Annotated in this window: 23 protein-coding genes, 1 tRNA gene and 1 other RNA gene; 5 read left to right on the top strand and 20 right to left on the bottom strand. The window is 71.3% G+C overall.

The genetic code is table 11. The features are described 5' to 3' along the window. Nucleotides 1-13: 13 nt before the first annotated feature. Complete coding sequence (gene leuA, locus Ae505Ps2_RS08795) at nt 14-1,810, top strand: 2-isopropylmalate synthase (RefSeq protein ID WP_075308866.1); 1,797 nt, start codon at nt 14-16, stop codon at nt 1,808-1,810. A gap of 83 nt (nt 1,811-1,893) precedes the next feature. Here leuA and Ae505Ps2_RS08790 read toward each other — a convergent pair whose 3' ends face one another. The 6 genes from Ae505Ps2_RS08790 to Ae505Ps2_RS08765 all read right to left on the bottom strand — a co-directional run bounded on the left by Ae505Ps2_RS08790 (nt 1,894) and on the right by Ae505Ps2_RS08765 (nt 8,692). Then, complete coding sequence (locus tag Ae505Ps2_RS08790) at nt 1,894-2,997, bottom strand: oligopeptide/dipeptide ABC transporter ATP-binding protein (RefSeq protein WP_075334107.1); 1,104 nt, start codon at nt 2,995-2,997, stop codon at nt 1,894-1,896. Next, on the bottom strand, nt 2,994-4,004 hold the full coding sequence (locus tag Ae505Ps2_RS08785; protein WP_283160349.1) for an ABC transporter ATP-binding protein: 1,011 nt from the start codon (nt 4,002-4,004) through the stop codon (nt 2,994-2,996). The genes Ae505Ps2_RS08790 and Ae505Ps2_RS08785 overlap by 4 nt, the downstream gene beginning before the upstream one ends. Next, a complete protein-coding gene (locus tag Ae505Ps2_RS08780) occupies nt 4,001-4,927 on the bottom strand; it encodes an ABC transporter permease (RefSeq protein ID WP_075334106.1) in 927 nt (308 codons plus the stop codon). Before Ae505Ps2_RS08780 ends, Ae505Ps2_RS08785 begins: the two co-directional genes overlap by 4 nt. Further along, nucleotides 4,924-5,928, bottom strand: coding sequence for an ABC transporter permease (locus Ae505Ps2_RS08775; protein ID WP_060713643.1), 1,005 nt, complete (start codon nt 5,926-5,928; stop codon nt 4,924-4,926). Before Ae505Ps2_RS08775 ends, Ae505Ps2_RS08780 begins: the two co-directional genes overlap by 4 nt. A gap of 76 nt (nt 5,929-6,004) precedes the next feature. Then, a complete protein-coding gene (locus tag Ae505Ps2_RS08770; protein WP_075553553.1) occupies nt 6,005-7,642 on the bottom strand; it encodes an ABC transporter substrate-binding protein in 1,638 nt (545 codons plus the stop codon). Between the two features lie 129 nt (nt 7,643-7,771). Then, nucleotides 7,772-8,692 carry a helix-turn-helix transcriptional regulator gene (locus Ae505Ps2_RS08765; RefSeq protein WP_075308876.1) on the bottom strand — a complete coding sequence of 307 codons (921 nt, stop codon included), beginning with the start codon at nt 8,690-8,692 and terminating at the stop codon, nt 7,772-7,774. Nucleotides 8,693-8,937: 245 nt separating this feature from the next. Here Ae505Ps2_RS08765 and Ae505Ps2_RS08760 point away from each other — a divergent pair, with 245 nt between their 5' ends. Next, complete coding sequence (locus tag Ae505Ps2_RS08760; RefSeq protein ID WP_139318855.1) at nt 8,938-9,141, top strand: hypothetical protein; 204 nt, start codon at nt 8,938-8,940, stop codon at nt 9,139-9,141. Between the two features lie 209 nt (nt 9,142-9,350). On the opposite strand, the gene recR is transcribed toward Ae505Ps2_RS08760, so the two are convergent. Together recR and Ae505Ps2_RS08750 are read right to left on the bottom strand one after the other, a co-directional pair. Further along, complete coding sequence (gene recR, locus Ae505Ps2_RS08755; protein ID WP_020624774.1) at nt 9,351-9,968, bottom strand: recombination mediator RecR; 618 nt, start codon at nt 9,966-9,968, stop codon at nt 9,351-9,353. A gap of 1 nt (nt 9,969) precedes the next feature. Further along, complete coding sequence (locus tag Ae505Ps2_RS08750; protein WP_020624775.1) at nt 9,970-10,284, bottom strand: YbaB/EbfC family nucleoid-associated protein; 315 nt, start codon at nt 10,282-10,284, stop codon at nt 9,970-9,972. Between the two features lie 126 nt (nt 10,285-10,410). Here Ae505Ps2_RS08750 and Ae505Ps2_RS08745 point away from each other — a divergent pair, with 126 nt between their 5' ends. Next, a complete protein-coding gene (locus Ae505Ps2_RS08745) occupies nt 10,411-11,235 on the top strand; it encodes an N-acetylmuramoyl-L-alanine amidase (RefSeq protein WP_233147706.1) in 825 nt (274 codons plus the stop codon). A gap of 22 nt (nt 11,236-11,257) precedes the next feature. Here the strand turns inward: Ae505Ps2_RS08745 and Ae505Ps2_RS08740 are convergent, their stop codons facing one another. Beyond that, nucleotides 11,258-13,789 carry a DNA polymerase III subunit gamma and tau gene (locus Ae505Ps2_RS08740; RefSeq protein ID WP_212567620.1) on the bottom strand — a complete coding sequence of 844 codons (2,532 nt, stop codon included), beginning with the start codon at nt 13,787-13,789 and terminating at the stop codon, nt 11,258-11,260. Nucleotides 13,790-13,840: 51 nt separating this feature from the next. Beyond that, an RNA gene (gene ffs / locus Ae505Ps2_RS08735) (signal recognition particle sRNA small type) lies at nt 13,841-13,935 on the bottom strand. A gap of 80 nt (nt 13,936-14,015) precedes the next feature. Here ffs and Ae505Ps2_RS08730 point away from each other — a divergent pair. Next, nucleotides 14,016-14,103: transfer RNA gene (locus Ae505Ps2_RS08730), tRNA-Ser, on the top strand. Nucleotides 14,104-14,177: 74 nt separating this feature from the next. Here the strand turns inward: Ae505Ps2_RS08730 and Ae505Ps2_RS08725 are convergent. The 8 genes from Ae505Ps2_RS08725 to Ae505Ps2_RS08690 all read right to left on the bottom strand — a co-directional run bounded on the left by Ae505Ps2_RS08725 (nt 14,178) and on the right by Ae505Ps2_RS08690 (nt 21,592). After that, the gene (locus tag Ae505Ps2_RS08725) at nt 14,178-15,404 is read right to left on the bottom strand and encodes a site-specific integrase (protein ID WP_075308880.1); all 1,227 of its coding nucleotides are present in this window, start codon (nt 15,402-15,404) and stop codon (nt 14,178-14,180) included. Further along, nucleotides 15,401-15,595: a helix-turn-helix domain-containing protein gene (locus Ae505Ps2_RS08720; RefSeq protein ID WP_075308882.1), complete on the bottom strand. Its 195-nt coding sequence runs from the start codon at nt 15,593-15,595 to the stop codon at nt 15,401-15,403. Before Ae505Ps2_RS08720 ends, Ae505Ps2_RS08725 begins: the two co-directional genes overlap by 4 nt. Then, entirely contained in the window at nt 15,592-17,202 is a 1,611-nt protein-coding gene (locus Ae505Ps2_RS08715) for a helitron helicase-like domain-containing protein (protein WP_249265377.1), read from the bottom strand. Before Ae505Ps2_RS08715 ends, Ae505Ps2_RS08720 begins: the two co-directional genes overlap by 4 nt. 65 nt (nt 17,203-17,267) lie before the next feature. Continuing rightward, the gene (locus Ae505Ps2_RS08710; RefSeq protein ID WP_075553551.1) at nt 17,268-18,893 is read right to left on the bottom strand and encodes an FtsK/SpoIIIE domain-containing protein; all 1,626 of its coding nucleotides are present in this window, start codon (nt 18,891-18,893) and stop codon (nt 17,268-17,270) included. A 190-nt stretch (nt 18,894-19,083) separates the two neighbouring features. Beyond that, nucleotides 19,084-19,434 (bottom strand): WhiB family transcriptional regulator, encoded by a 351-nt coding sequence (locus Ae505Ps2_RS08705; RefSeq protein WP_084786236.1) that lies wholly within the window; start codon nt 19,432-19,434, stop codon nt 19,084-19,086. A gap of 113 nt (nt 19,435-19,547) precedes the next feature. Continuing rightward, the gene (locus Ae505Ps2_RS08700) at nt 19,548-19,970 is read right to left on the bottom strand and encodes a plasmid replication, integration and excision activator (RefSeq protein ID WP_075554205.1); all 423 of its coding nucleotides are present in this window, start codon (nt 19,968-19,970) and stop codon (nt 19,548-19,550) included. A gap of 109 nt (nt 19,971-20,079) precedes the next feature. Further along, a complete protein-coding gene (locus Ae505Ps2_RS08695; protein ID WP_075553549.1) occupies nt 20,080-21,288 on the bottom strand; it encodes a helix-turn-helix transcriptional regulator in 1,209 nt (402 codons plus the stop codon). Then, the gene (locus Ae505Ps2_RS08690; protein ID WP_075334100.1) at nt 21,278-21,592 is read right to left on the bottom strand and encodes an antibiotic biosynthesis monooxygenase; all 315 of its coding nucleotides are present in this window, start codon (nt 21,590-21,592) and stop codon (nt 21,278-21,280) included. Before Ae505Ps2_RS08690 ends, Ae505Ps2_RS08695 begins: the two co-directional genes overlap by 11 nt. A gap of 350 nt (nt 21,593-21,942) precedes the next feature. Between Ae505Ps2_RS08690 and Ae505Ps2_RS08685 the strand changes: the two genes are divergently transcribed. After that, a complete protein-coding gene (locus Ae505Ps2_RS08685) occupies nt 21,943-22,203 on the top strand; it encodes a hypothetical protein (protein WP_075334099.1) in 261 nt (86 codons plus the stop codon). A 253-nt stretch (nt 22,204-22,456) separates the two neighbouring features. Here the strand turns inward: Ae505Ps2_RS08685 and Ae505Ps2_RS08680 are convergent, their stop codons facing one another. Then, complete coding sequence (locus tag Ae505Ps2_RS08680) at nt 22,457-23,281, bottom strand: transposase family protein (protein ID WP_075553319.1); 825 nt, start codon at nt 23,279-23,281, stop codon at nt 22,457-22,459. Nucleotides 23,282-23,505: 224 nt separating this feature from the next. Beyond that, nucleotides 23,506-24,030: a DinB family protein gene (locus Ae505Ps2_RS08675; RefSeq protein ID WP_075308894.1), complete on the bottom strand. Its 525-nt coding sequence runs from the start codon at nt 24,028-24,030 to the stop codon at nt 23,506-23,508. Nucleotides 24,031-24,056: the final 26 nt, after the last annotated feature.

The raw sequence follows: 24,056 nt of genomic DNA, 5'->3' as shown, positions 1-24,056 counted from the left end.
AGGAGCAGTTCCCGTGACCACCTCTCCCGACGCCTACGAGGCCCGCGCCCGCAGCAACGTCCGCACCCCCGAGGGCGCGCCGCACGCGACCCAGCCGGCCTGGAACCGCCAGCGCGGCTCGCAGATGCCGGTGCACCGGTACAAGCCGTTCCATCAGCTGGTCGAGCCGGTCTCGCTGCCGGACCGCACGTGGCCGGACAAGGTCATCGACACCGCGCCGCTGTGGTGCGCGGTCGACCTGCGTGACGGCAACCAGGCGCTGATCGACCCGATGAGCCCGCTGCGCAAGCGGCGCATGTTCGACCTGCTGGTACGCATGGGCTACAAGCAGATCGAGGTCGGCTTCCCGGCGGCGAGCCAGACCGACTTCGACTTCGTCCGCGAGATCATCGAGGACGAGGCGATCCCGTCCGACGTGCAGATCCAGGTCCTGACCCAGGCCCGGCCGGAGCTGATCCAGCGAACCTTCGAGGCCTGCGAGGGCGCGCACTCGGCGATCGTCCACCTCTACAACTCGACCTCGATCCTGCAGCGCCGGGTCGTCTTCCGCTCCGACCGCGCGGGCATCACCAAGATCGCCACCGACGGCGCGGAGGAGGTCGCGAAGTTCGCCGAGAAGTACCCGGCGACCGACTGGACCTTCCAGTACTCGCCGGAGTCCTACACCGGCACCGAGCTGGAGTACGCCGTCGAGATCACCAACGCGGTGAGCGCGATCTGGCAGCCGACGCCCGAGCACCCGATGATCGTCAACCTGCCGGCGACGGTCGAGATGGCGACGCCGAACGTCTACGCGGACTCCATCGAGTGGATGCACCGCAACCTGGCCCGTCGCGACGCGCTGATCCTGTCGCTGCACCCGCACAACGACCGCGGTACCGGCATCGCCGCCGCCGAGCTCGGCTACCAGGCCGGCGCCGACCGCATCGAGGGCTGCCTGTTCGGCAACGGCGAGCGCACCGGCAACGTCGACCTGGTCGCGCTGGGCATGAACATGTTCACCCAGGGCGTCGACCCGCAGATCGACTTCTCCGACATCGACGAGATCCGCCGCACCGTCGAGTACTGCAACCAGCTGCCGGTGCACGAGCGCCACCCGTGGGGCGGCGACCTGGTCTACACCGCGTTCTCCGGCTCCCACCAGGACGCGATCAACAAGGGCTTCGCCGCGATGGAGGCCGACGCCGCCGAGGCCGGGCACCCGGTCGCCGACCACACCTGGGAGGTCCCGTACCTGCCCGTGGACCCGAAGGACATCGGCCGCACCTACGAGGCCGTCATCCGGGTCAACAGCCAGTCCGGCAAGGGCGGCATCGCCTACATCATGAAGACCGAGCACCAGCTCGACCTGCCGCGACGGCTGCAGATCGAGTTCAGCCACGTCATCCAGGCCTTCACCGACACCGAGGGCGGCGAGGTCGAGCCCAAGGCGATGCGCGACGCGTTCGACGTCGAGTACCTGGGCCGCGAGACCCCGCTCAAGCTGGTGCGCCACCGCGTCCACAGCGACGGCGAGGGCCGCGACGAGATCGTGGCGACGGTGCGCGTCGAGTCCGACCTGCACGAGATCGCCGGCTCCGGGAACGGGCCGATCGCGGCGTTCGTGGACGCGCTGGCCGGGATCGGGTTCGACGTCCGGGTCCTCGACTACCACGAGCACGCGATGGGCGGCGGTGACGACGCCCGCGCCGCGGCCTACGTCGAGTGCGCCGTCGAGGAGAAGGTGTTCTGGGGCGTCGGGATCGACAGCTCGATCACCAGCGCCAGCCTCAAGGGCGTCGTGAGCGCGATCAACCGCGCCCTGCGCTGACGCCCTCCACCGCCGCGCGAAACGGGCCGTCCGCACGAGAGGTCTCGTACGGACGGCCCGGTCACGGGTGACCGGTGGGCCGGTCAGCGGCCGATCGCGTCGCCGAGGGTGATCTGCTGGCCGGGTACCTCCGGGCCGCTGCCCGGGCCGACGGCGGCGTCGGCCTCCTCCGCGGTCACCTCGTGCGGGGTGATGACCCCGTCGCGGATGGCCTCGGCGTGGTGGCAGGCGACCCGGTGCCCGGTGGTGTCGCCGTCGAGCGTCCGGAGCTGCGGGCGCTCGGTGGAGCACCGGTCCTCCTGACGCCACGGGCAGCGGGTGTGGAACCGGCACCCGGCGGGCGGCGCGGCCGGCGACGGCAGGTCCCCGGACAGCAGGATCCGCTCGCGGGTGTCCTCCACCGTCGGGTCCGGCTGGGGCACCGCCGAGAGCAGCGCCCGGGTGTAGGGATGCAGCGGGCCGTCGTAGAGCGCGCGGGCCGGCGCCTCCTCCACGATCGACCCGAGGTACATCACCCCGACCCGGTCGGACACGTGCCGCACGACGGCCAGGTCGTGCGCGATGACCAGGTAGGTCAGACCCAGCTCGCGTTGCAGCGACCGCAGCAGGTTCAGCACCTGGGCCTGCACCGACACGTCCAGCGCGGACACCGGCTCGTCGGCGACGACCAGGTCGGGCTCCACGCAGAGCGCACGGGCGATGCCGATGCGCTGGCGCTGCCCGCCGGAGAACTCGTGCGGGTAGCGGCGCAGGGCCGACTCGGGCAGACCGACCGCGCGCATCAGCTCGGCGAGCCGGTCCGGACCGGCCTCGATGCCGTGTGCGGCCAGCCCCTCGCGCAGCAGCGACCCGACCGACTGGCGCGGGTCGAGGCTCGACATCGGGTCCTGGAAGACCATCTGGAACCGCCGGCGCATCCGGCGCAGCGGCTCCCCCTTCAGCGCGGCGACGTCGGTGCCGTCGAAGGAGACCGTCCCCGCGGTCGGCTCGGTGAGCTTGAGGACCGCCCGGCCGAGCGTGGACTTGCCGCAGCCGGACTCACCGACCAGGCCGTAGGTCTCGCCGCGCTCGATCCGCAGCGAGACGCCGTCGACGGCCTTGACGTGCCCGACGGTGCGCTGGACGAGCACCCCCTGGGTGATCGGGAAGTGCACCTGCAGGTCGGAGACCTCCAGCAGCGGGCTCATGCCGTCGCTCCGATCGGCTCGGGGTTGTGGCAGCGCAGCAGCCGGCCCGCCTCGTCGTCGGCCGCCGGGGTGACCGAGGTGCAGGTCTCCAGCGCCCGTGGGCAGCGCGGCGCGAACGCGCACGCGTGGTCCCACGGCAGGTTGTCCGACACCGACCCGGTGATCGCGGGCAGCTCGTCGGCGGGGTCGGAGTCCAGCCGCGGGATCGACCGGATCAGACCGGAGGTGTACGGGTGGCGCGGCCCCCCGAACAGTGCGTGCCGCTCCGCGCGCTCCACGACCCGGCCGCCGTAGAGGACGTTGACCCGGTCGCAGAGCCCCGCGACGACGCCGAGGTCGTGCGTGATCATGATCAGTGCCGTCCCCGTCTCGGCGACCAGCTCGCGCAGCAGCTCCAGGATCTGGGCCTGGATGGTGACGTCGAGGGCGGTGGTCGGCTCGTCGGCGATGAGCAGCTTCGGCCGACAGGCCAGCGCGATCGCGATCAGCGCCCGCTGGCGCATCCCGCCCGACATCTGGTGCGGGTAGGCCGACACGCGTCGTGCCGGGTCGGGGATACCGACCCGCTCCAGGAGCGACACCGCCTCCCGGCGCGCCTCGTCCTTGGACATCCCGCGGTGCCGGACGAGCGCCTCGGTGATCTGGACACCCACCGGGACGACCGGGTTCAGCGACGACAGCGGGTCCTGGAAGACCATCCCGATGTCGCGGCCGCGCCGCTCGCGCAGCGCGGCGTCGGACAGGGTGAGCAGGTCGACGGACTCGTCCCCGGAGGAGAACAGCACCGAGCCGCCCACCCGGGGGGTGCGGCCCGGCAGCAGTCCCATGATCGCCAGGGAGGTCACGGACTTGCCGCAGCCGGACTCGCCGACCAGGCCGACGACCTCGCCGGGGCGGACGTCGAACGACACCCCGTCGACGGCGACGACGTCGGCCTCGCCCTTGCGGACGAAGCGCACGGACAGGTCCTGGACCTGCAACAGCGGGTTCATCGGAGGTGTGGTCATCTCCGGCCTTTCGGGTCGATGGCCTCGCGCAGCGACTCGCCGAGCAGCGTGAACCCGAGCGCGACGACGATGATCGCGATCGCCGGGTAGACCGCCAGCCCGGGCCGGACGTCGAGGTAGGGCTGCGCGGAGGCGAGCATGAGGCCCCACTCAGCGCGGGCCGGGTCGGCGTCGCCGAGGCCGAGGAAGGACAGCGCGGCCGCGTCGAGGATCGCCGTCGCCAGGGTCAGCGTGGCCTGCACGATCACCGGGCCGATCGCGTTGGGCAGCATGTGCCGCAGCACCACCGCCCGTCGCTTCACGCCGAGCGCGGTGGCCGCGAGGACGTGGTCGGAGTCGCGCTGGGCGAGCATCGACCCGCGCAGCAGCCGGGCGAAGATCGGCACGTTCACCAGCGCGACGGCGATGATGACCGTGGTCTGGCTGGGCCGGGCGGCCAGCGCCGCGACGGAGATGGCGAGCAGCAGCGACGGGATCGACAGCAGCACGTCGGTGACCCGCATGAGGACGGTGTCGATCCAGCCGCCGAAGGCCCCGGCGACCACGCCGATGACCAGACCCACCGCGAGCCCGAACACGGTGGCGAGCACGCCGACCAGCAGGGTCTGGCGCGACGCCAGGATCATCCGGGAGAACTCGTCGCGGCCGTTCTGGTCGCTGCCGAGCGGGAAGCCCGGCTGCGGTCCGGGGATCGAGCCGGGACGCAGCTGGTCGAGCAGCTGCGGGAAGGCCTGGGCCGGGTCGTGCGGGGCCAGCAGCGGCGCGAACACCGAGACCAGCACGAACAGCCCGATGATCACCGCACCGACGATCGCGGTGGGGCTGCGACGCAGCCGGCGCAGCGCGTCGGCGGACAGGCTGCGGCCCGCGGTGTCGTCGATCCGGTCCCTGCGCCGTTGCGCCCAGGTGGTCGGTGCGCTCATCGCAGCCTCACCCTCGGGTCGATCACGGCGTAGGACAGGTCGACGAGCAGGTTGACCAGCACGTAGATCAGTGCGCCGAGCAGCACCACGGCCTGCAGCCGCGGGTAGTCGCGGCGCTCGATGCCCTCGGCGATCAGGGTGCCGATGCCGGGCCGGTTGAACACCTTCTCGGTCAGCACCGCGCCGGCGAGGAGCAGGCCGGTCTGCAGGCCGATCGTCGTGGAGACCGGCAGCAGCGCGTTGCGCAGGACGTGCCGGCCGCGGACGGTGCCCGGCGCGAGGCCCTTGGCGTTGGCGGTGCGGACGAAGTCGGACTCCAGCACGTCGAGCACCGAGGCCCGGGTGATCCGCACGATGACGGCGAGCGGGATCGTCGCCAGCGTGACGGCCGGCAGCACGAGGTGCATCAGCGAGTCCCAGCTGGCGTCGAACTCGCGGGTGAGCAGGCCGTCGAGGGTGGGGAAGCCGGTCACCGAGGTGGCGTCGATGCCGGTCGACTGCAGCCCGGACGGCGGGAACAGACCGAGGTCGACGGCCAGGAACTGCTTGAGCACGTAGCCGAGGAAGAACACCGGCACGGCGACACCGACCAGCGTTCCGACGATGGTCAGGTTGTCCCAGATCCCGCCGCGGTGGCGGGCGGCGAGGTAGCCGAGCGGGATCCCGAGGGCGACGGCGAGCAGCAGCGCCGCCAGGGAGAGCTCGATCGTGCCCGGCAGCGCGCGGCCGAGCTCGGTGATCACCGGGTCTCCGGTGACGAGGGAGGCGCCGAAGTCGCCGGTCAGCGCCCGGCCGAGGTAGTGCAGGTACTGGATCGGGATGGGTTGGTCCAGGCCCAGTGTCTTGTTGAGTGCGGCGATCGACTCCGGGGTCGCCTTGTCTCCGAGCAGCGCACCGGCCGGTCCACCGGGCAGCGAGCGCAGCCAGGCGAACAACAGCACGGACAGGATGAGCAGCGTCGGGACGACCTGGAGCAGGCGGCGCGCGACGAAGCGCAGCATGCGTGGATGTCCTCAGTGGTGGGAGGCGGGACACGCGGCCGGGCGCCGCGGGGTCTCCGCGGCGCCCGGGGCACGGTCAGTTCTTGCTGACGGAGACGAAGCGCTCGTCGGTCAGCGGCGACGGGACGAGGCCCTGCACGTTCGGTCCGACGACGATCGCCGGTCCGGTGGTCAGGATCGGCACGGCCGGCAGGTACTTGGCCATGATGTCCTTGTTGGCCTGCTGGTACGCCGCGGCGTGGCCGGCCGGGTCCGGGATGGCGTCGGCCTTGGCCAGCTCGGCGAACATCGCCGGGTCCTGCGGCCCGAACTCGGCCTTCTCCCGGCCGAAGAACGTGCCGACGAAGTTGCCGGCGTCGTTGTAGTCGCCGGTCCAGCCGAGCAGGTGCAGGTCGTGCTTGCCGGCCTTCTGGACGTCGTCCTTGTAGCCGCCGTTCCACGGCCGCGCGACCGGGTTGACCGTGATGCCGACGGCCTTCAGGTTCGCCGACATCGCCGAGAACAGGTCCGCCGGGTTCGGCATGTAGGGCCGGGTGATCTCGGTCGGGTAGTAGAAGTTCAGCGTCAGGTTCTGCGCGCCGGCCTCCGCGAGCAGCTGCTTGGCCTTCTCCGGGTCGTACGGGTACTCGGTGACGTCGTCGGCGTAGCCCGCGACGGTCGGCGGCACGAACTCCTTCGCGACCGCGGAACCCTCCGGCATCTTCGTGCGGACCAGCGACTCGCGGTCGATCGCGTAGGCGAGCGCCTGACGGACCCGAAGGTCCTTGAGCTTGGGGTTGTTCTTCGTGTTGATGCCCATGTAGAGCAGCGAGAACGGCTGGCGGATCAGCACCTGGTCGCCCTGGTCCTTCAGGGTCTGGTAGTCCGCGGGCGACGGGTAGTCGTAGCCGTCGATGGTGCCGGCGGCCAGCTCCTGCTTGCGGGCGTTCTCGTCCGGGATGATCTTGAAGATGAGCCGGTCGAGCTTGGCCTTCTCACCCCAGTACTGGTCGTTGCGGACCAGGGTGATCGTGTTGTTCGCCTTGTCGAAACTCTCGAACTTGAACGGGCCGGTGCCCGTCGGGTGCTCGTTCGCGTAGGCGGGGCAGGTGAAGGAGTCACCGCTCTGGGTGACGGCGTCGGCGTCGTACTGCTTGAGCGCCGTCGGGCTGGAGATCGAGAACGACGGGAGGGCGAAGGCGGCCGGGAACGCGCCCTTGAACTTGTTCAGCGCCAGGACGGCGGTGTTCGGGCTCTGCGCCGTGCAGGACTTGTAGAGCGGTGCGCCCGAGGCGTCACCCTCGTTCTTGGCGAAGCCCCCGAAGACATCGCCGTAGTAGATCATCTGGCTCTGGGCCGCGGCTCCCTTCATCTGGAACCAGCGGTCGAAGTTCGCGCAGACCGCGGTCGCGTCGAACGGCGTGCCGTCGTGGAACGTGACGCCCTCGCGGAGGGTGAACGTCCAGGTCTTGCCGTCCGGAGTGGACTTCCACTCGGTGGCCAGGCCGGGCGCGAGCTCGGTGGTCCCGGGCTTGTGGGTGATCAGCGTGTCGAACATCTGCCGCGCCGGGCGGAAGCTCTCGCCGTCGTCGTTGAAGATCGGGTCGAAGTTCTTCGGCGCGCCGGCGGCGCCGAAGACGAAGGTCCCTCCTGCGGCGTCGCCGCCCGCTCCGCGCTCCGAGCTCGCGCAGGCGGTCATGCCCACTGCGAGCACGCCCGCCATGACCGCCGTCATCCACCGTCTGCGCATTCCGGTCCCCTCGTCAGCAGAGGCGTCCACCCGATGTGTGCGTGAGGACACCTGATGACGGGGAAACCTATAGCGGTCCGTTACCAACCGGTAGTCCCTTGCGTCACGATAGTGCTACGAACTGGTACGCACGTCCCGTTCGCTCGACGCCTCGACGGCGGCGGCCCGGTGCGCGTCCCGGTGGTTCGCGACCGCGGCCCGCGAGGCGTCCTCGTCGAGCGCGGCGGCCCGGACCTCGTCGAAGACCTCACGGTAGGTGCGCAGGTCGGCGGGCGACTCCAGGAACGACTCCCCCGCGTGCCCCTCGGTGTGGACGACGTCGGGCCCGAGTGCGTCGGGGACGGTCAGGATCGCGAATCGGCCGGCGTGCGCACGCTGCGGCCCGGCGCCGAACGGGAGTACACGCAGCGTCACGTCGGGCAGCTCCGACAGCGTGAGCAGCCGGTCGAGCTGCTCGGCCATCACCGCGGGACCGCCGGTCGCGCGGACGAGCACGGCCTCGTCGACGACCACGTCGAGCACCAGCGGCGGTGTCGCGGTGAGCGCCTCGTGGCGACGACCGCGCAGCCGCACGAGCTGGTCGATCTCCCAGTCCGGGCGACCCGGGAGCCGGGCGCGCAGCGCGGCGTGGGCGTAGGCGGGCGTCTGGAGCAGCCCGTGCAGCACGGTCAGGTCGAACGCGGCGACGGCGGTCGCGTCGGTCTCGGCGGCCGCGTACCGACCCGGCGACGGCAGGAAGTGCGGGTCGGTGCGCAGGCCCTCGGTGAACGGCTCCCACCAGCCACGGGTACGGCTCTCGGTGACCAGCCGTTCAAGCATCTCCGCCTCGACCCCGGCGACCCCGCCGTAGACCTCGACCAGCGCGGCGACGTCGGCCGGGCGCGGCACCCCCTTGCCGTTCTCCAGCCTGCTGATCTTCGACGCCGAGCAGCCCACCCCGGCCGCGGCGTCCTCCAGCTTCAGCCCGGCGTTGACGCGCAGCCGGCGCAGCTCGGCACCCAGCCGTCGTCGTGCGCCGGTCGGCTCCTGCTCCACCCCGCACTCCTCCCCGGTCCTGCCGTGCAATCTACAGCTCCGTGCAATTCCCTGAGTCTGCAATTGCACGGGAGCGCTCCATCGGGCATGCTGACATCACCCGGACGTGACGGCAGCCACACCGACCGTGGCGGACGGGGACCACGGACCGACCGCGACACACGAAGGGAGATGGACATGATCCGCAGGACGCAGGTGCCGCACGCAGGCACGTACCACCGCGCCCGTACCGGGCGGTGGTCGCCGTGATCGCGCTGGTGGCGGTGGCCCTGGCCGGGCTGGCCACGCTGGTCCTCTCGGCGATCGTGATCGGGGTGACCGACCGGCGCCAGAGCGAGGCGTGGCGTCGGATCGCCGAGCAGCGCCGCCGGGAGTGGGAGCGCAGGCAGCGCCAGCTCCACGGCCGGTCGCACCACGTGGACGCGTGGGGCGACGAGGACACCGACTGAGGCTCGCCGAAGGAGCATCAGCCCCGCTGAGGCTCGCCGAAGGAGCATCAGCCCCGCTGAGGCTCGCCGAAGGAGCATCAGCCCCACTGGGGCTCCGCAGTCGGGATCTCACCAGGAAGGAGGCGCAGCGGCGGGGGGTTGCTGCGCCGGGTGGCCGGTCACGACCGGGGCGTCGCGCCCGGTACGGACCGGCCGTTCCGTGTCCGGGCCTACAGGGCCCGTCGGCCGGCGAGCGCGCGGCCGAGCGTCATCTCGTCGGCGAACTCCAGGTCGCCACCCATCGGCAGGCCGGACGCGAGTCGCGTGACGCTCAGACCGGGGAAGTCGCGCAGCAGCCGCACCAGGTAGGTCGCGGTGGCCTCACCCTCGGTGTTGGGGTCGGTCGCGATGATGACCTCGGAGATCTCGGTCTCGTCGGTCGCCGGACCGGTGCCGCCGAGGCGGGCGAGCAGCTCACGGATCCGCAGACTGTCCGGGCCGATCCCGGCCAGCGGGTCGAGCGCACCGCCGAGCACGTGGTAGCGGCCCTTGAACTCCCGGGTCCGCTCGACGGCCAGGACGTCCTTGGGCTCCTCGACCACGCACACCAGCGTCGGGTCGCGCCGTGCGTCGGAGCAGTAGCGGCAGCGGGTGTCCGACGCGACGTTGCCGCACACGTCGCAGAACGCGACGCCCTGCTTGACCGTCTGCAGGACCTCCTGGAGCCGGTTGATGTCGGCCGGGTCCGCGGCGAGCAGGTGGAACGCGATGCGCTGGGCGCTCTTCGGACCGACCCCGGGCAGGCGTCCCAGCTCGTCGATCAGGTCCTGGACCGGTCCTTCGAACACCTCAGGCGCCCGGGAGGCCCAGGCCGCCCATGTCGAGGCCTCCGGCGAGCGGGCCCATCTTCTCCTGCTGCAGCTCCTGCGCACGGCGGACCGCGTCGGCGAGCGCGCCGGCGACGAGGTCCTGCAGGGTCTCGACGTCGTCGGGGTCGACGACCTTCGGATCGATCCGCACCGAGCGCGGCTCCAGACCCGCGGTGACGGTGACCTCGACGAGCCCGTTCCCGGCCTGGCCGGTGACCTCGGCGGTCGCGAGCTCGGCCTGCGCCTGCTGGAGCTGCTGCTGCATCTTCTGGGCCTGCTGCAGGATCATCTGCATGTCGGGCTGACCGGGTTGCACGCGTACCCCTCGCTGTCGGGTCCGGCTCGCGCGATCGGGGGCTTCCCCGGCGCAACCGGCGCGGACGTGTCGTTCTCCAGGGTAGACGTGTCAGGCTGACCGACCGTGCGCGCCCTGATCCGTTCCGCCACGGCCGTCCTCCCGCTCGTCGTCGCATTGGTGTGCGCCGGCTGCGGTGCGCCGGCGCCGGTCCCGCCTCCCGTCGACGCGGCCCCGCGACCGGCCGCGACGACCCGTTCGCTGCCGACCACGCCGGCACCGCCGCCCACCACGCCGGCACCGGTCCCCCGCCCGGTCGTGCTGCTCGACCCCGGTCACAACGGCGGCAACGCCGCGAACAAGGCCGCGGTGAACCGGCCGGTCCCCGACGGGCGCGGCGGGACCAAACCGTGCAACACGACCGGCACCTCCACGAACGCCGGCTACGCCGAGCACGCCTTCACCTGGGACCTGGCCGGGCGCGTGCGGTCCCGGCTGGAGGCCGCCGGTGTGCGGGTGGTCCTCACCCGTTCCGACGACGTCGGCGTCGGCCCGTGTGTCGACGCCCGTGGGGCGGCGGGCGGCCGGGCCGGCGCGGCGCTGGCCGTGTCGCTGCACGCGGACGGCGCGGCGGCCTCGGCCCACGGGTTCCACGTCGCCTACGCCGAGCCCGCCGTGCACGGGACGGGACCGGCGTCGCTGCGCCTGGCCACCGGGCTGCGGGACGCGCTGCGCTCGGCCGGGTTCGCCCCGGCCGGCTACATCGGCCGCGACGGGCTCGACGGCCGCCCGGACCTGGCCGGCCTGAACTCCTCGACAGTCCCGACGGCGCTGGTGGAGGCAGGCAACATGCGCAACGCCGGCGACGCCGCCGTGCTGACCGACCCGGCCGGGCGGGACCGGATCGCGGCGGCGGTGGCCGAGGCGGTGCTGGCACAGCTGCGCCGCTGACCGCGCTCCGTCCGGGCCGGGGTCAGCGTGGGTCGAGTTTGCGTGCTCCCAGGTGCGAGGTGAGGATCTCCAGCGCGGCGGCCTCGGGGTCGCGACGGGCGCCCGGCGACGCCGCCTCGGCCGCGGCCTCGGCGAGCATGTCCTCCTCCTCGGCGGCCTGGTTCCGCACCGGGGCCGGTCGTGCGCCCGGACCGTCGCCCCCCTGCGGTCCGGCATCACGAGGGTCCGGCGGTGCATCCTCCGGCGGCGGTTCCGGCGGCAGCGGGACGTCGGAGTCCCCCGCAGGTCGGCGAGCGGGGCGCCCGCCCTGCTCACGCTGCGGTGCGTCACGCTGCGAGGGACGTTGCGGTACCGCCCGCTGGGCGCGGTCCGGTGCGGCGGCGCGACGCGCGGTCGCGGCCTCCCCGGTGTCGCAGTGGACCCGCCACTGGACCCCGAGGACGGCGCGCAGGGCGTCGGCGATCACGTCGGTGTTGCGTGCCTCGGACAGTCGCCGGGCCAGCGGCGGAGCGCCGATCGCGAGGACCAGGGTGTCGCCGTCGACCGCCCGGACGGTGGCGTTGACCAGCAGTGCCTCCGTGCTGCGGCTGCGCTGACGGACGGCGGCGAGGATCTCCGGCCAGACCCGGCGGACCGCGGTCGCGTCCAGCGACGACGCCGACGACACCGGCTGCGCCGACTCCGGCGGCACGGCGTCGGGGGGCGCGCCGTCGCGGGGCGGAGCGGGGCTCCGGGACGGAGCCGCCTGCCCTGCCGGTTCCTCGATGTCTTCGGCACCAGCGCCGCCCGGGCCGGGATCGTCCGCCCGCCGGGCGCCGTCACCGGGGCCGTCGGCCTGCCGGGCGGGCTCGCCGTCCGTGTGCCCGGTACCGGTGGCGGGAGCGTCCGCTGCGGGGCCGTCCGCCGGGACCGGGCCGTCGCCCGCCCCGGGGGCGACAGGGTCGGACTCGGCAGGCGCCGACACGGCGGGGACGGACGCGTCGGGGACGGAGTCGTCGGGCACAGGGACATCAGGCACAGGGGCATCGGGGACGGAGGCCGGAGCGCGTTCCGCGGAACGCGGGTCGGCCTCGGCCCGGTCTCCGGAGCGTGCCGGTGCGGCCGGACCGGCGGCCGGCGTGGCCGCGGAGCCGTCCTCGTCGTCGCGTTCCGCGGAACGCGGCACGTCCGCAGCCCTGGTCACCGCGGGCCGCGGTGCCGGCTCGTCCGGTCGCGCCGGCGCCGGGGCGGGCACGGCGGCCGGGGCCCCGGCGTCGCGTTCCGCGGAACGCGCCGGCGCGCCGCCGCCCGCACCCGGGGCGGCGCCGTCGGAGGTGGGCGCCGGCGGGCGCTCGCTGGGCCGCACGAACCGCTTGGCGGCGCCGTCGTCGGACGGGCCGGCGGGGTCGGGGGCGATCGCGTTGCGCCGCTCGATGCGCTCCAGGCGTTCGAGCAGGCCGCCGTCGGAGGTCGTGGCCGCGGGGAGCAGCATCCGGGCGACCAGCAGTTCCAGCAGCAGCCGCGGCGCGGTGGCCCCGCGCATCTCGATCAGGCCCTGGTGCAGGATCTCGCCGTAGCGGGTCAGGGTCGCCGGACCGAGCCGGGCGGCCTGGTCCGCCATCCGGGCCAGCTCGTCCTCGGCGCCGTCGACCAGGCCCTGCTCCGCGGCGTCCGGCACGGCCTGCACGAGCATCAGGTCACGGAAGCGCTGCAGCAGGTCCGAGGCGAAACGCCGCGGGTCGTGCCCGGCCTCGACGAGCCGGTCGACCGCGCCGTAGACGGCGGCGCCGTCGGCCGCGGCGAGCGCGTCGACGGTGTCGTCGATCAGGCCGGAGTCGGTCACCCCGAGCAACGCGACCGCGCGCTCGTAGGTGACGCCCTGCGGCCCGGCGCCGGCGAGCAGCTGGTCCAGCACCGACAGCGTGTCCCGGGCCGAACCACCCCCGGCCCGGATGACCAGCGGGAACACCGGCGGCGCGACGGTCACCTGCTCCTCGCCGCAGATCTTCTCCAGCAGCGAGCGCATCGTCCCGGGCGGGATCAGCCGGAACGGGTAGTGGTGGGTCCGCGACCGGATCGTCGGGAGCACCTTCTCCGGCTCCGTCGTCGCGAACACGAAGACCAGGTGCTCCGGGGGCTCTTCGACGATCTTGAGCAACGCGTTGAAGCCCTGGGTGGTGACCATGTGCGCCTCGTCGACGACGAACACGCGGTAGCGCGACTCGGCCGGCGCGTAGAACGCCCGGTCACGCAGCTCGCGCGCGTCCTCCACACCACCGTGGGACGCCGCGTCGAGCTCGACGACGTCGATGCTGCCCGATCCCTCGGGGGCGAGCGCGATGCACGAGTTGCAGACGCCGCACGGGTCCGGGGTCGGCCCCTGCTCGCAGTTCAGCGACCGCGCCAGGATGCGGGCCGAGGACGTCTTGCCACAGCCCCGCGGCCCCGAGAACAGGTACGCGTGGTTGATCCGCCCCGCGGTGAGGGCGGTGGCCAGGGGCTCGGTGACGTGCTCCTGCCCCACGACGTCGGCCAGCTTGGCCGGGCGGTACTTGCGGTACAGAGCCAGAGCCACGAGGGGAAGGCTACCCAGGGGGTCCGACACTTCGGGGACCCGCTCGGAGACAGAAGGGGACCCCGCGCACCCGCCAGAGCCTGTTGACCCTTGCTGCCTTCCGGCCCTGGGGGAGTTCACAGGATGGACGCCGCACGGGGTCCGCGGACAGTGTGCCACGGACGGCGCCGTCGGGCGACGAGGGGGCCGCGTCGGATCGCCGAGGGCGTCGCGTAACCTTCTTCGCGGAGGATTCGCCTAGTGGCCTAGGGCGCACGCTTGGAAAGCGTGTTGGGAGCAATCCCTCACGGGTTCAAATCCCGTATCCTCCGCCAGCCTGAACAGGCAGAACGCCGGGCGGCTCCCACGCGGAGCCCCCGGCGTTCGGCGTTCAGTCTCATTTCCAGTCTCACTTGTCATCCGGTCGGCCCCAGATCAGACCACCCACACGCTGGGCGACGTCGGTGCGCACGACCCCGGTGACGTGCTGGTAGCGGGCCGCCATCGCGGTCGTCGACCAGCCCATCAGTCCCATGACCGCGCGCTCCGGGACGCCGAGGATCAGCAGCACCGTCGCGGCGGTGTGGCGGGCGTCGTGCAGTCGTCCGTCACGGACCCCGGCGTCGCACAGGAGCTTCTTCCAGTGGTGGTAGTCGGTGTTCGGGTTGAGCGGTTCACCGCGCTCATCGGTGAAGACGTAGCCGGAGTCCCGCCAGAGCTGCGCAGCCGTGTCTCGCTCACAGTCCTGCTCCTCGCGGTGGGACTTCAGGAGCGCGACCAGCTCGTCGGGGAGGCCGATGGCTCGGCGTCCGGCGCGCGACTTCGTCTCGTCGGTCTCCGGCCGGTCCGCGACCCGGTTCGGGCAGTAGCCGGCCTTCTTGCCGCACGAGCCGCCGCAGCCGTGCCGGTAGCGAGGACGTAGTCGCCCCCGGCGGACGAGGAGCGTCCCGGTGTCCAGATCGACGTCGGTCCAGCGCAGCCCCAGGACCTCCCCCTGACGGAGCCCGAGCGCGAGGGCGATGGCCCAGCGGGCGTGGTTCCGCCCCTCGGCGGCGGTGGTAAGCAGCCGTCGGACCTCGTCGACCGAGTACGGCTCCACCTCCGACTCGCTGACCCGGGGCGCCTTCGCGAGCGCGGCCGGGTTCCTGGTGATCCGTCCGCGTCGTTCGGCCTCACCAAGTGCGGTCCGGAGGGTGCGGTGCGCCTGGTGGGCGGTACCGGGCGAGCTGCCGTTGCGGATCATCCGCGCGTAGAGCTTCTCCAGGTGCTCGGGCTGCAGCCGGTCGAGCCGGTGGGCGCCGATCCCAGGGATCAGGTGCGTGCGGATCGCGACCCGGTACCCGGCGAGCGTGTTCTCCCGGACCACGGCGGCGGCGATGTTCTCCACCCAGTGCTCCAACCACTCCCCCACCGTGCCGACCCGGCCAAGCGCCTGGACGGTTGCCGAATCGCGGTCGCGTTCGAGCTTGCGGACCGCGCGGATGGCGTCCGCCTTGGACTTCCGCATGACGTGACGGCGGTCTGACTTGCCGTCGTCACGAACCCCGACGGTGACCCGACCGTGCCAGTAGCCGTCCTTGCCCTCGTAGACGCTCGACGTGCCGTTCGGCTGTCGGGTGCGCTTCTTCTCCGTCACGCGACACGCCCCCGCAGTCCCTCGACATAGACGACCAGGGCGTCGCGCGGGATGCGCCGGAGCCGCCCGATCCGGACCGACTCGACCTCCCCGGCAGCGACCAAGGCGTACATGAGCGTCCGGCCGATGCCCAGCAGTTCGGCGGCCTCCTCGACGGTCAGCACGATCCGAGCCTCGCTGATCTTCGTCATGCCGCTGCTCCCTCGGTTACCGAACGGTCGTCGGGTGGTGCGTCGGGTGGTGCGTCGGTGGTGGCCAGGACGGCGGCGTCGTAGTCGGCGCGCCATCGGGAGCGTTGGTTGATCGCATGGAGCAGCAGCACGGTGCGGGGTGGCACGTCCGAGTCCCCGGGCTTGGTGGCCTCCCAGGTGAACGGGCCGTCGTCAACGGCGTAGGCGGGCTGCACCCCGGCCCGGTCGAGCAGTTGCCGAACGAACGCCGTCCGTTCCGCGCGGTGGTCGGACAGGGACTTGTTGGACCACTTGCGGGAGACGAGGACGCGGCGCCCGGCGATCCCGAGGTGCTCGGGCTTGTGTGCCTTGCCCTTGCAATGCCCTGGCGTCGTCCCCGGCCGGGCGCCCTTGGGTTCGATCCCGTAGAGCAGCCAGATCGGGCAGCGCGGCGAGCACGGCGTGATCGCGAGTTCGGCGGCGAGGCGGCGGGCGTGCTCGCGCTGCCGTGACGTGGCGGTGTCGTCGAGGCCGGCGGCCTGCCCGACGGACTTGGTGAGGTACTTGGTCAGGTAGCCGATGTGGCGCCCGGCCTCCTCAGAACCGCCGAGGATGCCCTTGACGTGGACCTGCGGCCCGAACACCACCGTGTGCGCCGGAGCCGCGAGGGCGTCGGGGTCGGTGGCCTCGTCCCAGGTCGGCAGCGGTGCCCGGGTGTCGGGGTCGACGAACGCTTTGTGGTGGTGGTCCCAGCGGGGAAGCCGGTCCCCGCTGTAGACGATCTCGTCGTGGGCCGGCCACCACACCTGGTGATAGGTCGCAGCGGTGATCGCTCGGAGTTCGGAGCGGGGGATGGTGCCGCGGATGGCGGCGTGGAAGTGCGGTGCCCCGCGCTTCTGTGGTTCGACGGTGCCGAAGTACTGCACGTCCCAACCCACGCAACGGCGGGTGTTCTGCCAGAACCGGTCCAGCAGCTTCGGGAAGTGGATCGCGTCGCGGGCGGCGCGGCGGTAGTCATAGGAGTCCGGGTCGAGGGCGGCGCCGTGGCCGTCGACGCGGCCGTAGGTGTCGAGGGTGAGGGTGAGGAACGTGGAGGGCCGGTACTTCCCGCCGAACACCCGGCCCACGGTGCGGTCCTCCACCGGGCGGCGTGGGAGGTTGGGTGCGTCCTGGCGGCGGCGGGTGGAGCGGCGCACGGTCTGGGGTGTCGGGTCGAGCGGGGCGAGGCGGCCCCGGACACCGAGAGCGCGGAGTTCGGTGTCGATGTCCTCGACGATCTCGCGGATCTCAGCGCACTCGGCTTCGGCACCTGCGGCGAGACAGTCGGTGTAGGCGGCGTGGAAGTCCGCGCGGGCGGCCATCAACTCTTTCTGCGTGTCGGTCGGGTCGGCCGGTTTCACGATGGGTTCGTTGTCGAGGTGCCAGCCTTCGCGGCACTGGACCATGCGTAGCCGTCGGGCTTTGTCCGCGCACGGTCCACACTGGTCTTCCCGGGTCGAGCCACACGGCACCGGGACGACCTCGACCCGGCCGCTGGACTGGTCGATCCGCCGCATCGCCAGAGGACGGACACACACCCCGTGGTCTGCGGCGAGCTGGACCGCGACATCGTCGGACAGCGCGAGCATCGCCTTCTGCGCCCGGCTGAGCGTGTCCTGATCGACCGGCTCCCGGCTCGCCGTGTCGGTGGGGGTCATGCGGCGTCTCCGATCTTGCGGCGGGCATCGGGCAGGGTGTCGGTGGGCGCGGGCAGGGTGAGCGCCGGTGCCGCCATATCTGCGGGCGGGGCGGTGCGGGTGACGAACGTTTCGAGGTCTTTCACCGCGCCGTCGGACACCCACCCGGCCCGGACACGAAGGGGTTCACGGATGCCGTCGCCGAACAGATAACCCACGCCGGGTTCGTCTTCACCGATCCGGTTCGCCCACGCACCCCGCTCGTAGGCCTGGTCCCCCAGCACCATCGACACGTGGGACTTCGACGCCACGCGCAGGCAGATCCGGCGGGGGAACAACTCCCGCACCGGGACGGTGTCCTTCGTCGGTTCCTGCACATACCCGCGCACCGTGAACCCCAGAGCGCGGCCTTGGGTCGTCAACAGGGCGACGCGGTCGGTGATCGCCTCGCGGGTCTTGCGGTCCCCGCCGTAACGCAGCAGCGCACCGATCTCGTCGAACTCTACAATCTCCAACGGCGTCTCCGTCGTGATCGGGACCAGGCGGGTCGCACCGGCGTAGGCGCGTTTACGGGCTTCCATCTGCTCGACGAGGTCATCGAGCAGGGCGAGTGCGTCTTTCGAGGTGACCGCGTAGCGGTGGAACACCCCGCGTCCGTAGGCCAGCTCCATCCCCTTGGGGTCGATCCCGTTGACCCGCACCAGACCGTCACGGATCGCGGGGGCGACCGAGACCAGCGGCGCCCACATCAACGACCCCTTCCCCGCCCCCGTAGCCCCCGCAACCAGGGTGTGACCGCCGATCAACGACTGCCACCAATCCGTGCCGTACTCGGTGCGCCCCGACCAGACCTTCCCCAGATCAACCGCAGCCCCGTCGATCCCGGACAGCGTCTCGACCCCTGGCGAACGAACCAGGACATCGAGGAGGTTGCGGCGTTGGAAATCGATCGACACCACATTCGGGGCGACCTCCCGGACCTGGCAGCGGCGCACACCCCGGGCCACCGCCAGAGCGCGGGTCGCGGTGTCGAACTCTTCGGGGGTCTGCCCCGCCACCAGCCGGACCCGGACCTCGTCCCACGACGGCCCCGACCGGACCCCCACGATCCGGGGGAGCTGATCAGCCACCGGCCGCGACCGCGACACCACCGGGGTCCGACGCAACGGATTCCGACGCAACGGATTCACCTGCGCCACCGCCGGCCCCACCCGATCAGGGACCGTGAGGTTGCACGAACGCAGCCAGCGGGGCATCCGAGGGGCATAGACCGCCCAGCGCAGCCACCACGCCCGCAGGTGGCGTCCGGCCCCGCGGTCGAACGACACCACCGAGACCCACCACCACACCGACAGCACCAGCACCGCCGCAACACAGCTGACCAGCAGCGACGGCCAGCCCCACAACCAGCACCACCCGACGACCCCGACCGTCGTGATCGTGGTACGCCAATGCCGGACCACCCACACCGCGACGATCACCGTGGCCTTGCCCACCAGCCACACGGTGACGAACACGACCGCGATCGTCGCCACCCCCTCAGCGATCCGACCGAAGAACTGCCCCAACCAGTGCAGACCAGCCAGCGCCACCAGCGCCACCAACCCGGCCAGGACCAGAGCACCCGCCGTCGTCGTTGTCATCGCCGGTCCCCGTCCCACCCCGGGGAACGACGCGGCCCACACACCACCGGCGCCGGGACCAACGCGAGCTGCCCGCGATGATCACCACACCGCCGCCCGCTCTCCGGAGACACCTCGCCCAGCGGGGTCAGACACACCTCACACCACACCGCACGCTCCCCGCCATCGATCTCCGTGGTCGCGTCGGGGCTCATGCCGCAGCCCTCCCCGACATCGAGGTGACAGCGGCAGCCTCGCGGCGGGCGGCGACACGTGCGGTGCGATGCAGACGATCCCGCTCCGCCGGAGTCGTGGCACCAACCACACCGAAACGGCGGGCCGGGTCCTCCACCAGCAACGCCTCCACCAGACAGATCCCACGAACCCGGCAGCGACGGCACACCGCCAACGCAGACTCGGCAGCCCCCGGACGATCATCGACGGGGAAGAACAACCCCGTGTCCATCCCCCGACACGCCGCCCCAGCAACCCAGCTGCGTTCGCCAGCACCGGTCACACCCCCGAGCCGAACGGCAGGGGATGGAGAAAACTCAACGTTCATCTATGCTCGGTGTCCTTCCGAGTCGATCGAGTGCCTGCTACGGCCACAACATGAGACGAGGAAGACCTCGTGGAGGAGCCCGCCACTAACGGGCTCCTCCACACCACACCCGGTCAGGCCGCGTCCTGGTTCTTGCCCGCCTGCCCACGCTGCGGACCAGGGGAACGCATCCCCGCCGCGCGGAAGCTGTAGGCCACACCCGGACGACCACCCGACTCCTGCACATACGGAGTCACCGTCAGGCCGTCGAACTCCACCGGCCGGAACGGCAACCCCCCAGCCGCCTCCGGCGGCACCGGCTGATGCGCCGCCGCGATCTTCACCACCACCGTCTTCTCCGACCGCCGCGCCTCCGGATCAGCATCCAGCACCGACACAGACCACACCGGCAACCCCGACTCCCGATCCACCTGCTGCACCGGACGCCCCGGCGAAGACTTGTCGAAGTCCCGCACCGCCTCCACCTCCGACACAACGAACGCGCCGCGCGGGAACACATCACCCATCGCCACCACAAACCTGTTACTCCGTGCCATGTCGGGCTCCCTCGTCAGGATGACAGGCATCTCCCGTCACCAGGCACACGGTACCGACACTAATAGTACGAGTCAACACCTTAAGTGCGGGTCGCTGTCGGGGTTTGGGTCAGCTCGCGGTGATCTGCCTCGCCAAGGCCTTCACGCTGGAGTTATTGCCGTGATCGCGCAGGAGGTCAGCCACCAGGGTCCGTGCACGGGCATGCGATGAAACCTGTTCGGGCGAGACCGCAAGGCCCTGCATCAGGGCCGCTATCACGGCGTCGGGGCGGCGAAGCTGTGCGTTCGCCGCGGCGACATCGATCAAGAGTCGCCCCTGGCGCTCGACCGAGAGACAAGTAGCGTCAAGTCCGCTTGCCGCTCTCAACGCGCGGCCCGCGTCTCCTAGCTCAACGGCCACGGCAACCTCGTGTAGCTCGACGTTCGTCGGGCTGAACTCCGTGTTGTAGTCGTTGCGTCCCTCCCCGACGCGCTCCGCCGTCGCACGAGCGACGGTCAGGTAGCTGTACGCGCTGTCACCATCGCCGGTCCGGGCTGCAGTCACCGCTAGCTGGAGGTGCAGAGCTCCCAACAAAGAGAGCGCGGCAACGTCGGGGGTGTCAACGGCCACACGGTCCGACAAGGCGGTGATTGCTGTGTCCGCGACCTGGAAGGCCATATCGAAACGTCGCGCAGCCAGGAAAGCGATAGCGAGGCGAAACCTGCATTCCACGAGAAGGAGAAGGTCCCCGGCCAGGCCCGCCGCCGTCGCGGCACGGTCAATCGCTACCCAAGCGGCCCCGAATTCGCCGAGCTTGACCAACGCACCACCGGCAGCGAGGTAAACTCGCGTCCGTGTCCGACGGGCACGCGCCAGCTCGTCGCCCGCAGTCTGTCTCTCGACAGCCTCAACATCCGCCACCAAGCCACTGAGCAGATCAGCTAACGCATCATACCTCGCAGCGTGAGTCAGCTCCCACGCCTGCGCCGCTCGCCGCTCGACCTCAGCCAGGTCCACTATGCCTGGCAGGTTAACCATCGCGCGCAGCGCGGGGCTGGAAGCAAGTGTCAAAGCCAGTGTGGATGCAGCCGAGGACTTCTCGGCGACGGCAGTCACAGCCGGTTTCTCCGGCGCCAACTCCGCCACTGAGACTTCTAGGGCGGCCGCGAGCCGTTCCAGCACCGACAGGCGGTCGATCTGTCGCACGCCCCGCTCAACCTGGCTCAGCCAGGTCTCCGATCGATCCACCTTCCGGGCGAACTCCAACTGCGAATAGCCGAGCTTCTTGCGAAGAAAGGCAACCCGGCGTCCAAAACTCTTAGATTCTTCACCGGACATCGGGACGATTCTTTCCGCTCACCGGAGTGACGAATTCCACCCGCAAGTCTGTAATGTACCGCTCCCGCTCGTTGAGAAAATACTTGATGTGCTCGGTCGCCTCATGCGCTTCGAACGCGTCGCCGTCTGCGTACACCTCGTAAAAGATGCGCGAGAGAGGTGCGCCTTCTACGGTGTTGACCACGTAGAGCAGAGTGCCCGGCTCCGAGGACTCGACCTGTCTGCTTATTTCCGCCACCAGGGCATCAAACTTTTGCGCGGCCTCGGCATCCTTCAAGTTAAAGCGCACTATCAGACCAAGCATCCAACACCTCCCGCGAAGTTGACAGAGACCCTGTCCCCGCCAGGAGCCCTGGGCCTCCACTCTTGCAGACCATCTAGGACCTATGGTACTGCCTATCATTCAAAGTGCGGCAAGCGAGGGTTCGGCCTGCCGGTAACCACTCGGGAGGCATCACGGTCACCTCGACTCGCAACCGCACACCTCGACTGCCGAATTTGCCTTTAGGGGATCAAGGCGCCGCCTCCGGCGGCGCGGGGCCGGCCACGCCGGCCCCGTCGCTCGCTCACTACACCTCCGGCCCGTTCGCGGCGCCGTGGCTCGGCTACCCGGCCCCTCCCCACCGAGCAGCGCCTATCCGAGACGATCCGGTCATGACAGACGCAGACGCTCGACGGATCTGGGAGCAGGAGCGACCGAGGGCCCTCGTCGTCGACGGCGAGCGGTTCACCGTCCGACCACGCCCCGCCGCGCCAGGCACCTACGACTTCGCCTGGGAGACCGGACCGAACCCGGACTACGGCTTCTCCCAGTTCGGATCGGGGCGCAGACCAGCGACGACCGAGGAACTCCACGACGCCATCCGCGGCTTCCTCAGCATGATCGACCCCGAAACCGGCTACATCCAGGAGTGACCCCAGACAGCGCCTCCGGCGGCCGGGCTCCGCCCGAACCCGGCACCGCTCGGAGATCAGGGGGGGGCGGCGGGGCTGGTGATCTCCTCGCGGCGCACCGAGACGGCAGCCAGCCCGAGGGGTGGGGTGCAAGGCTGGACCCCGTACCTTGCACCCCACCCCTCGGCCCGGCAGGGACGAGCCTGCGCCGCGAGGAGATCACCAGCGGGCCGGGTGCGTGGAGGACAGTGAGGTGTTCTCAGTAGCGGGTTGATCATGTCGTGCGGTCGTACTCGGTGTGGAGTAGTACGAGCGCAGCTGCGGTGATCGCGCCGGTGCGCCAGGGACATAGCGTGACTCGCCGCAACGCGGCGAAGGTGGTCTTGAGCAGGGCGTTTCCGCGTTCGGCCAGAGCACGAAGGGCTGAGTGCAGGGTGTTGACGGTGCGCTGGTTGACCGTCTGCCCGCGGCCGGGGGCGAGTTTGATGGGCACGGTGAGCCGGTCGGCTTCGCCTTCGTAGCCCAGATCGCCCAGCGCGGCGTGGGTGTCGTCGGTGAACGCGGCCAGGCCCTCGAGCAGCCCGGGGTGGGTACGGGCGCAGCGGGTGTCGTGCTCGCGGCCCGGCCGCACGTCGCTGGTCCATAGCGGCCATCCATCAGGTGCGGTGAGGACCTGGATGTTCCCGCCGTGGCGGCGGTGCTTGCCCGACCACCACAGGTCGACCCCGGGGGTGAGGCCGAGCGCGCGGCACCGGTCGGTGGCGATCAGGGTGCCGTCGAGATTCACGTGGGTGTGCCCGGCTGTGCGGGCGGCGAGCAGGGCTCCGTGCAGGCCGGGTGCGGCCGCGGCGAGGACGTCGATGCCTTCGTGCAGGTAACGGTAGGCCGTTGCAGTGCTGATCGCGTTGTCACCGGCCGAACATCGGACCCGGGTAGCATCACAGAACCAGCGGATCACCAGCACTGCCTGGGCGAACGGGGTCAACGCCCGCCGCCGGGTGCCACGTCGACGGCGTTGAAGGACCAGGAGCCGCGCCAGATAGGCCACGGTGCGCTCCCCGATCGGGAGGACAGCGGTGTAGGTGACAGGATCAGACATGCAGGACCTCGGTGACGGTGTCGATCTGTGCTGGACCGAACCGATCTACCGGGGTCCTGCCCCGTTCCCGCTCATCTCACCACCCTCGGCGTGTCGCCACGACCTGCCACCCCGCTACTGAGAACACCTCATTGCCCGTTACCGGCCACCAGGCACCGCTGTGATGAACACGGGCCGACGTCGGCACGATTCCGCGGCCGCAGGGCCTGACCGCACGGATCGCCTCAGCGGCCGGCCGCGCGCACCAGCCGCAGCTGCCCGATCTCCGCGGCGTTCTTCGCGAGCTCGGTGTTCACCCAGGCCAGCGTGTGACCGACCGTCATCGCCGGATCCCCCTGCCACGGGAACGGGGCCTCCGCGGCCAGGTCGTCGTCGGACAGTCCGTCCAGGACCTGCGTCCACTCGTCACGCAGAGCGCGCATCCAGGTGACGGTGGCGGCGGCGTCACCCGGCCACACCACGTCGGCGCGGTCGGGCGGCGTGCGACCACGCAGATGGTCCGTCGTCACCGACCACCACCAGCCGATGTGCCAGGTGAGCCACGCGATCGTCGGGACGGGGATCGGGTCGGGTTCGGAGTCCGCCCAGTCGGGCCGCCACGTCCCGTCGTCGGACGGGTGCACCGTCCAGCAGACACGCGCCGGCCGCCACAGGGTCTCGTCGTCGTCGAGCCGCTCGAGGTGGTACTCGAACAGGACCCACGTCAGGTCGAACTGCCAGCGCAGGAGCGGAACGCGGGATGCCGACATCGTCCGAGGCTCCCACCGCAGTGACC

Source organism: Pseudonocardia sp. Ae505_Ps2 (assembly GCF_001932425.1).
Classification (GTDB): Bacteria; Actinomycetota; Actinomycetes; order Mycobacteriales; family Pseudonocardiaceae; genus Pseudonocardia.
This window is presented reverse-complemented; position numbering and strand designations above follow the sequence as displayed.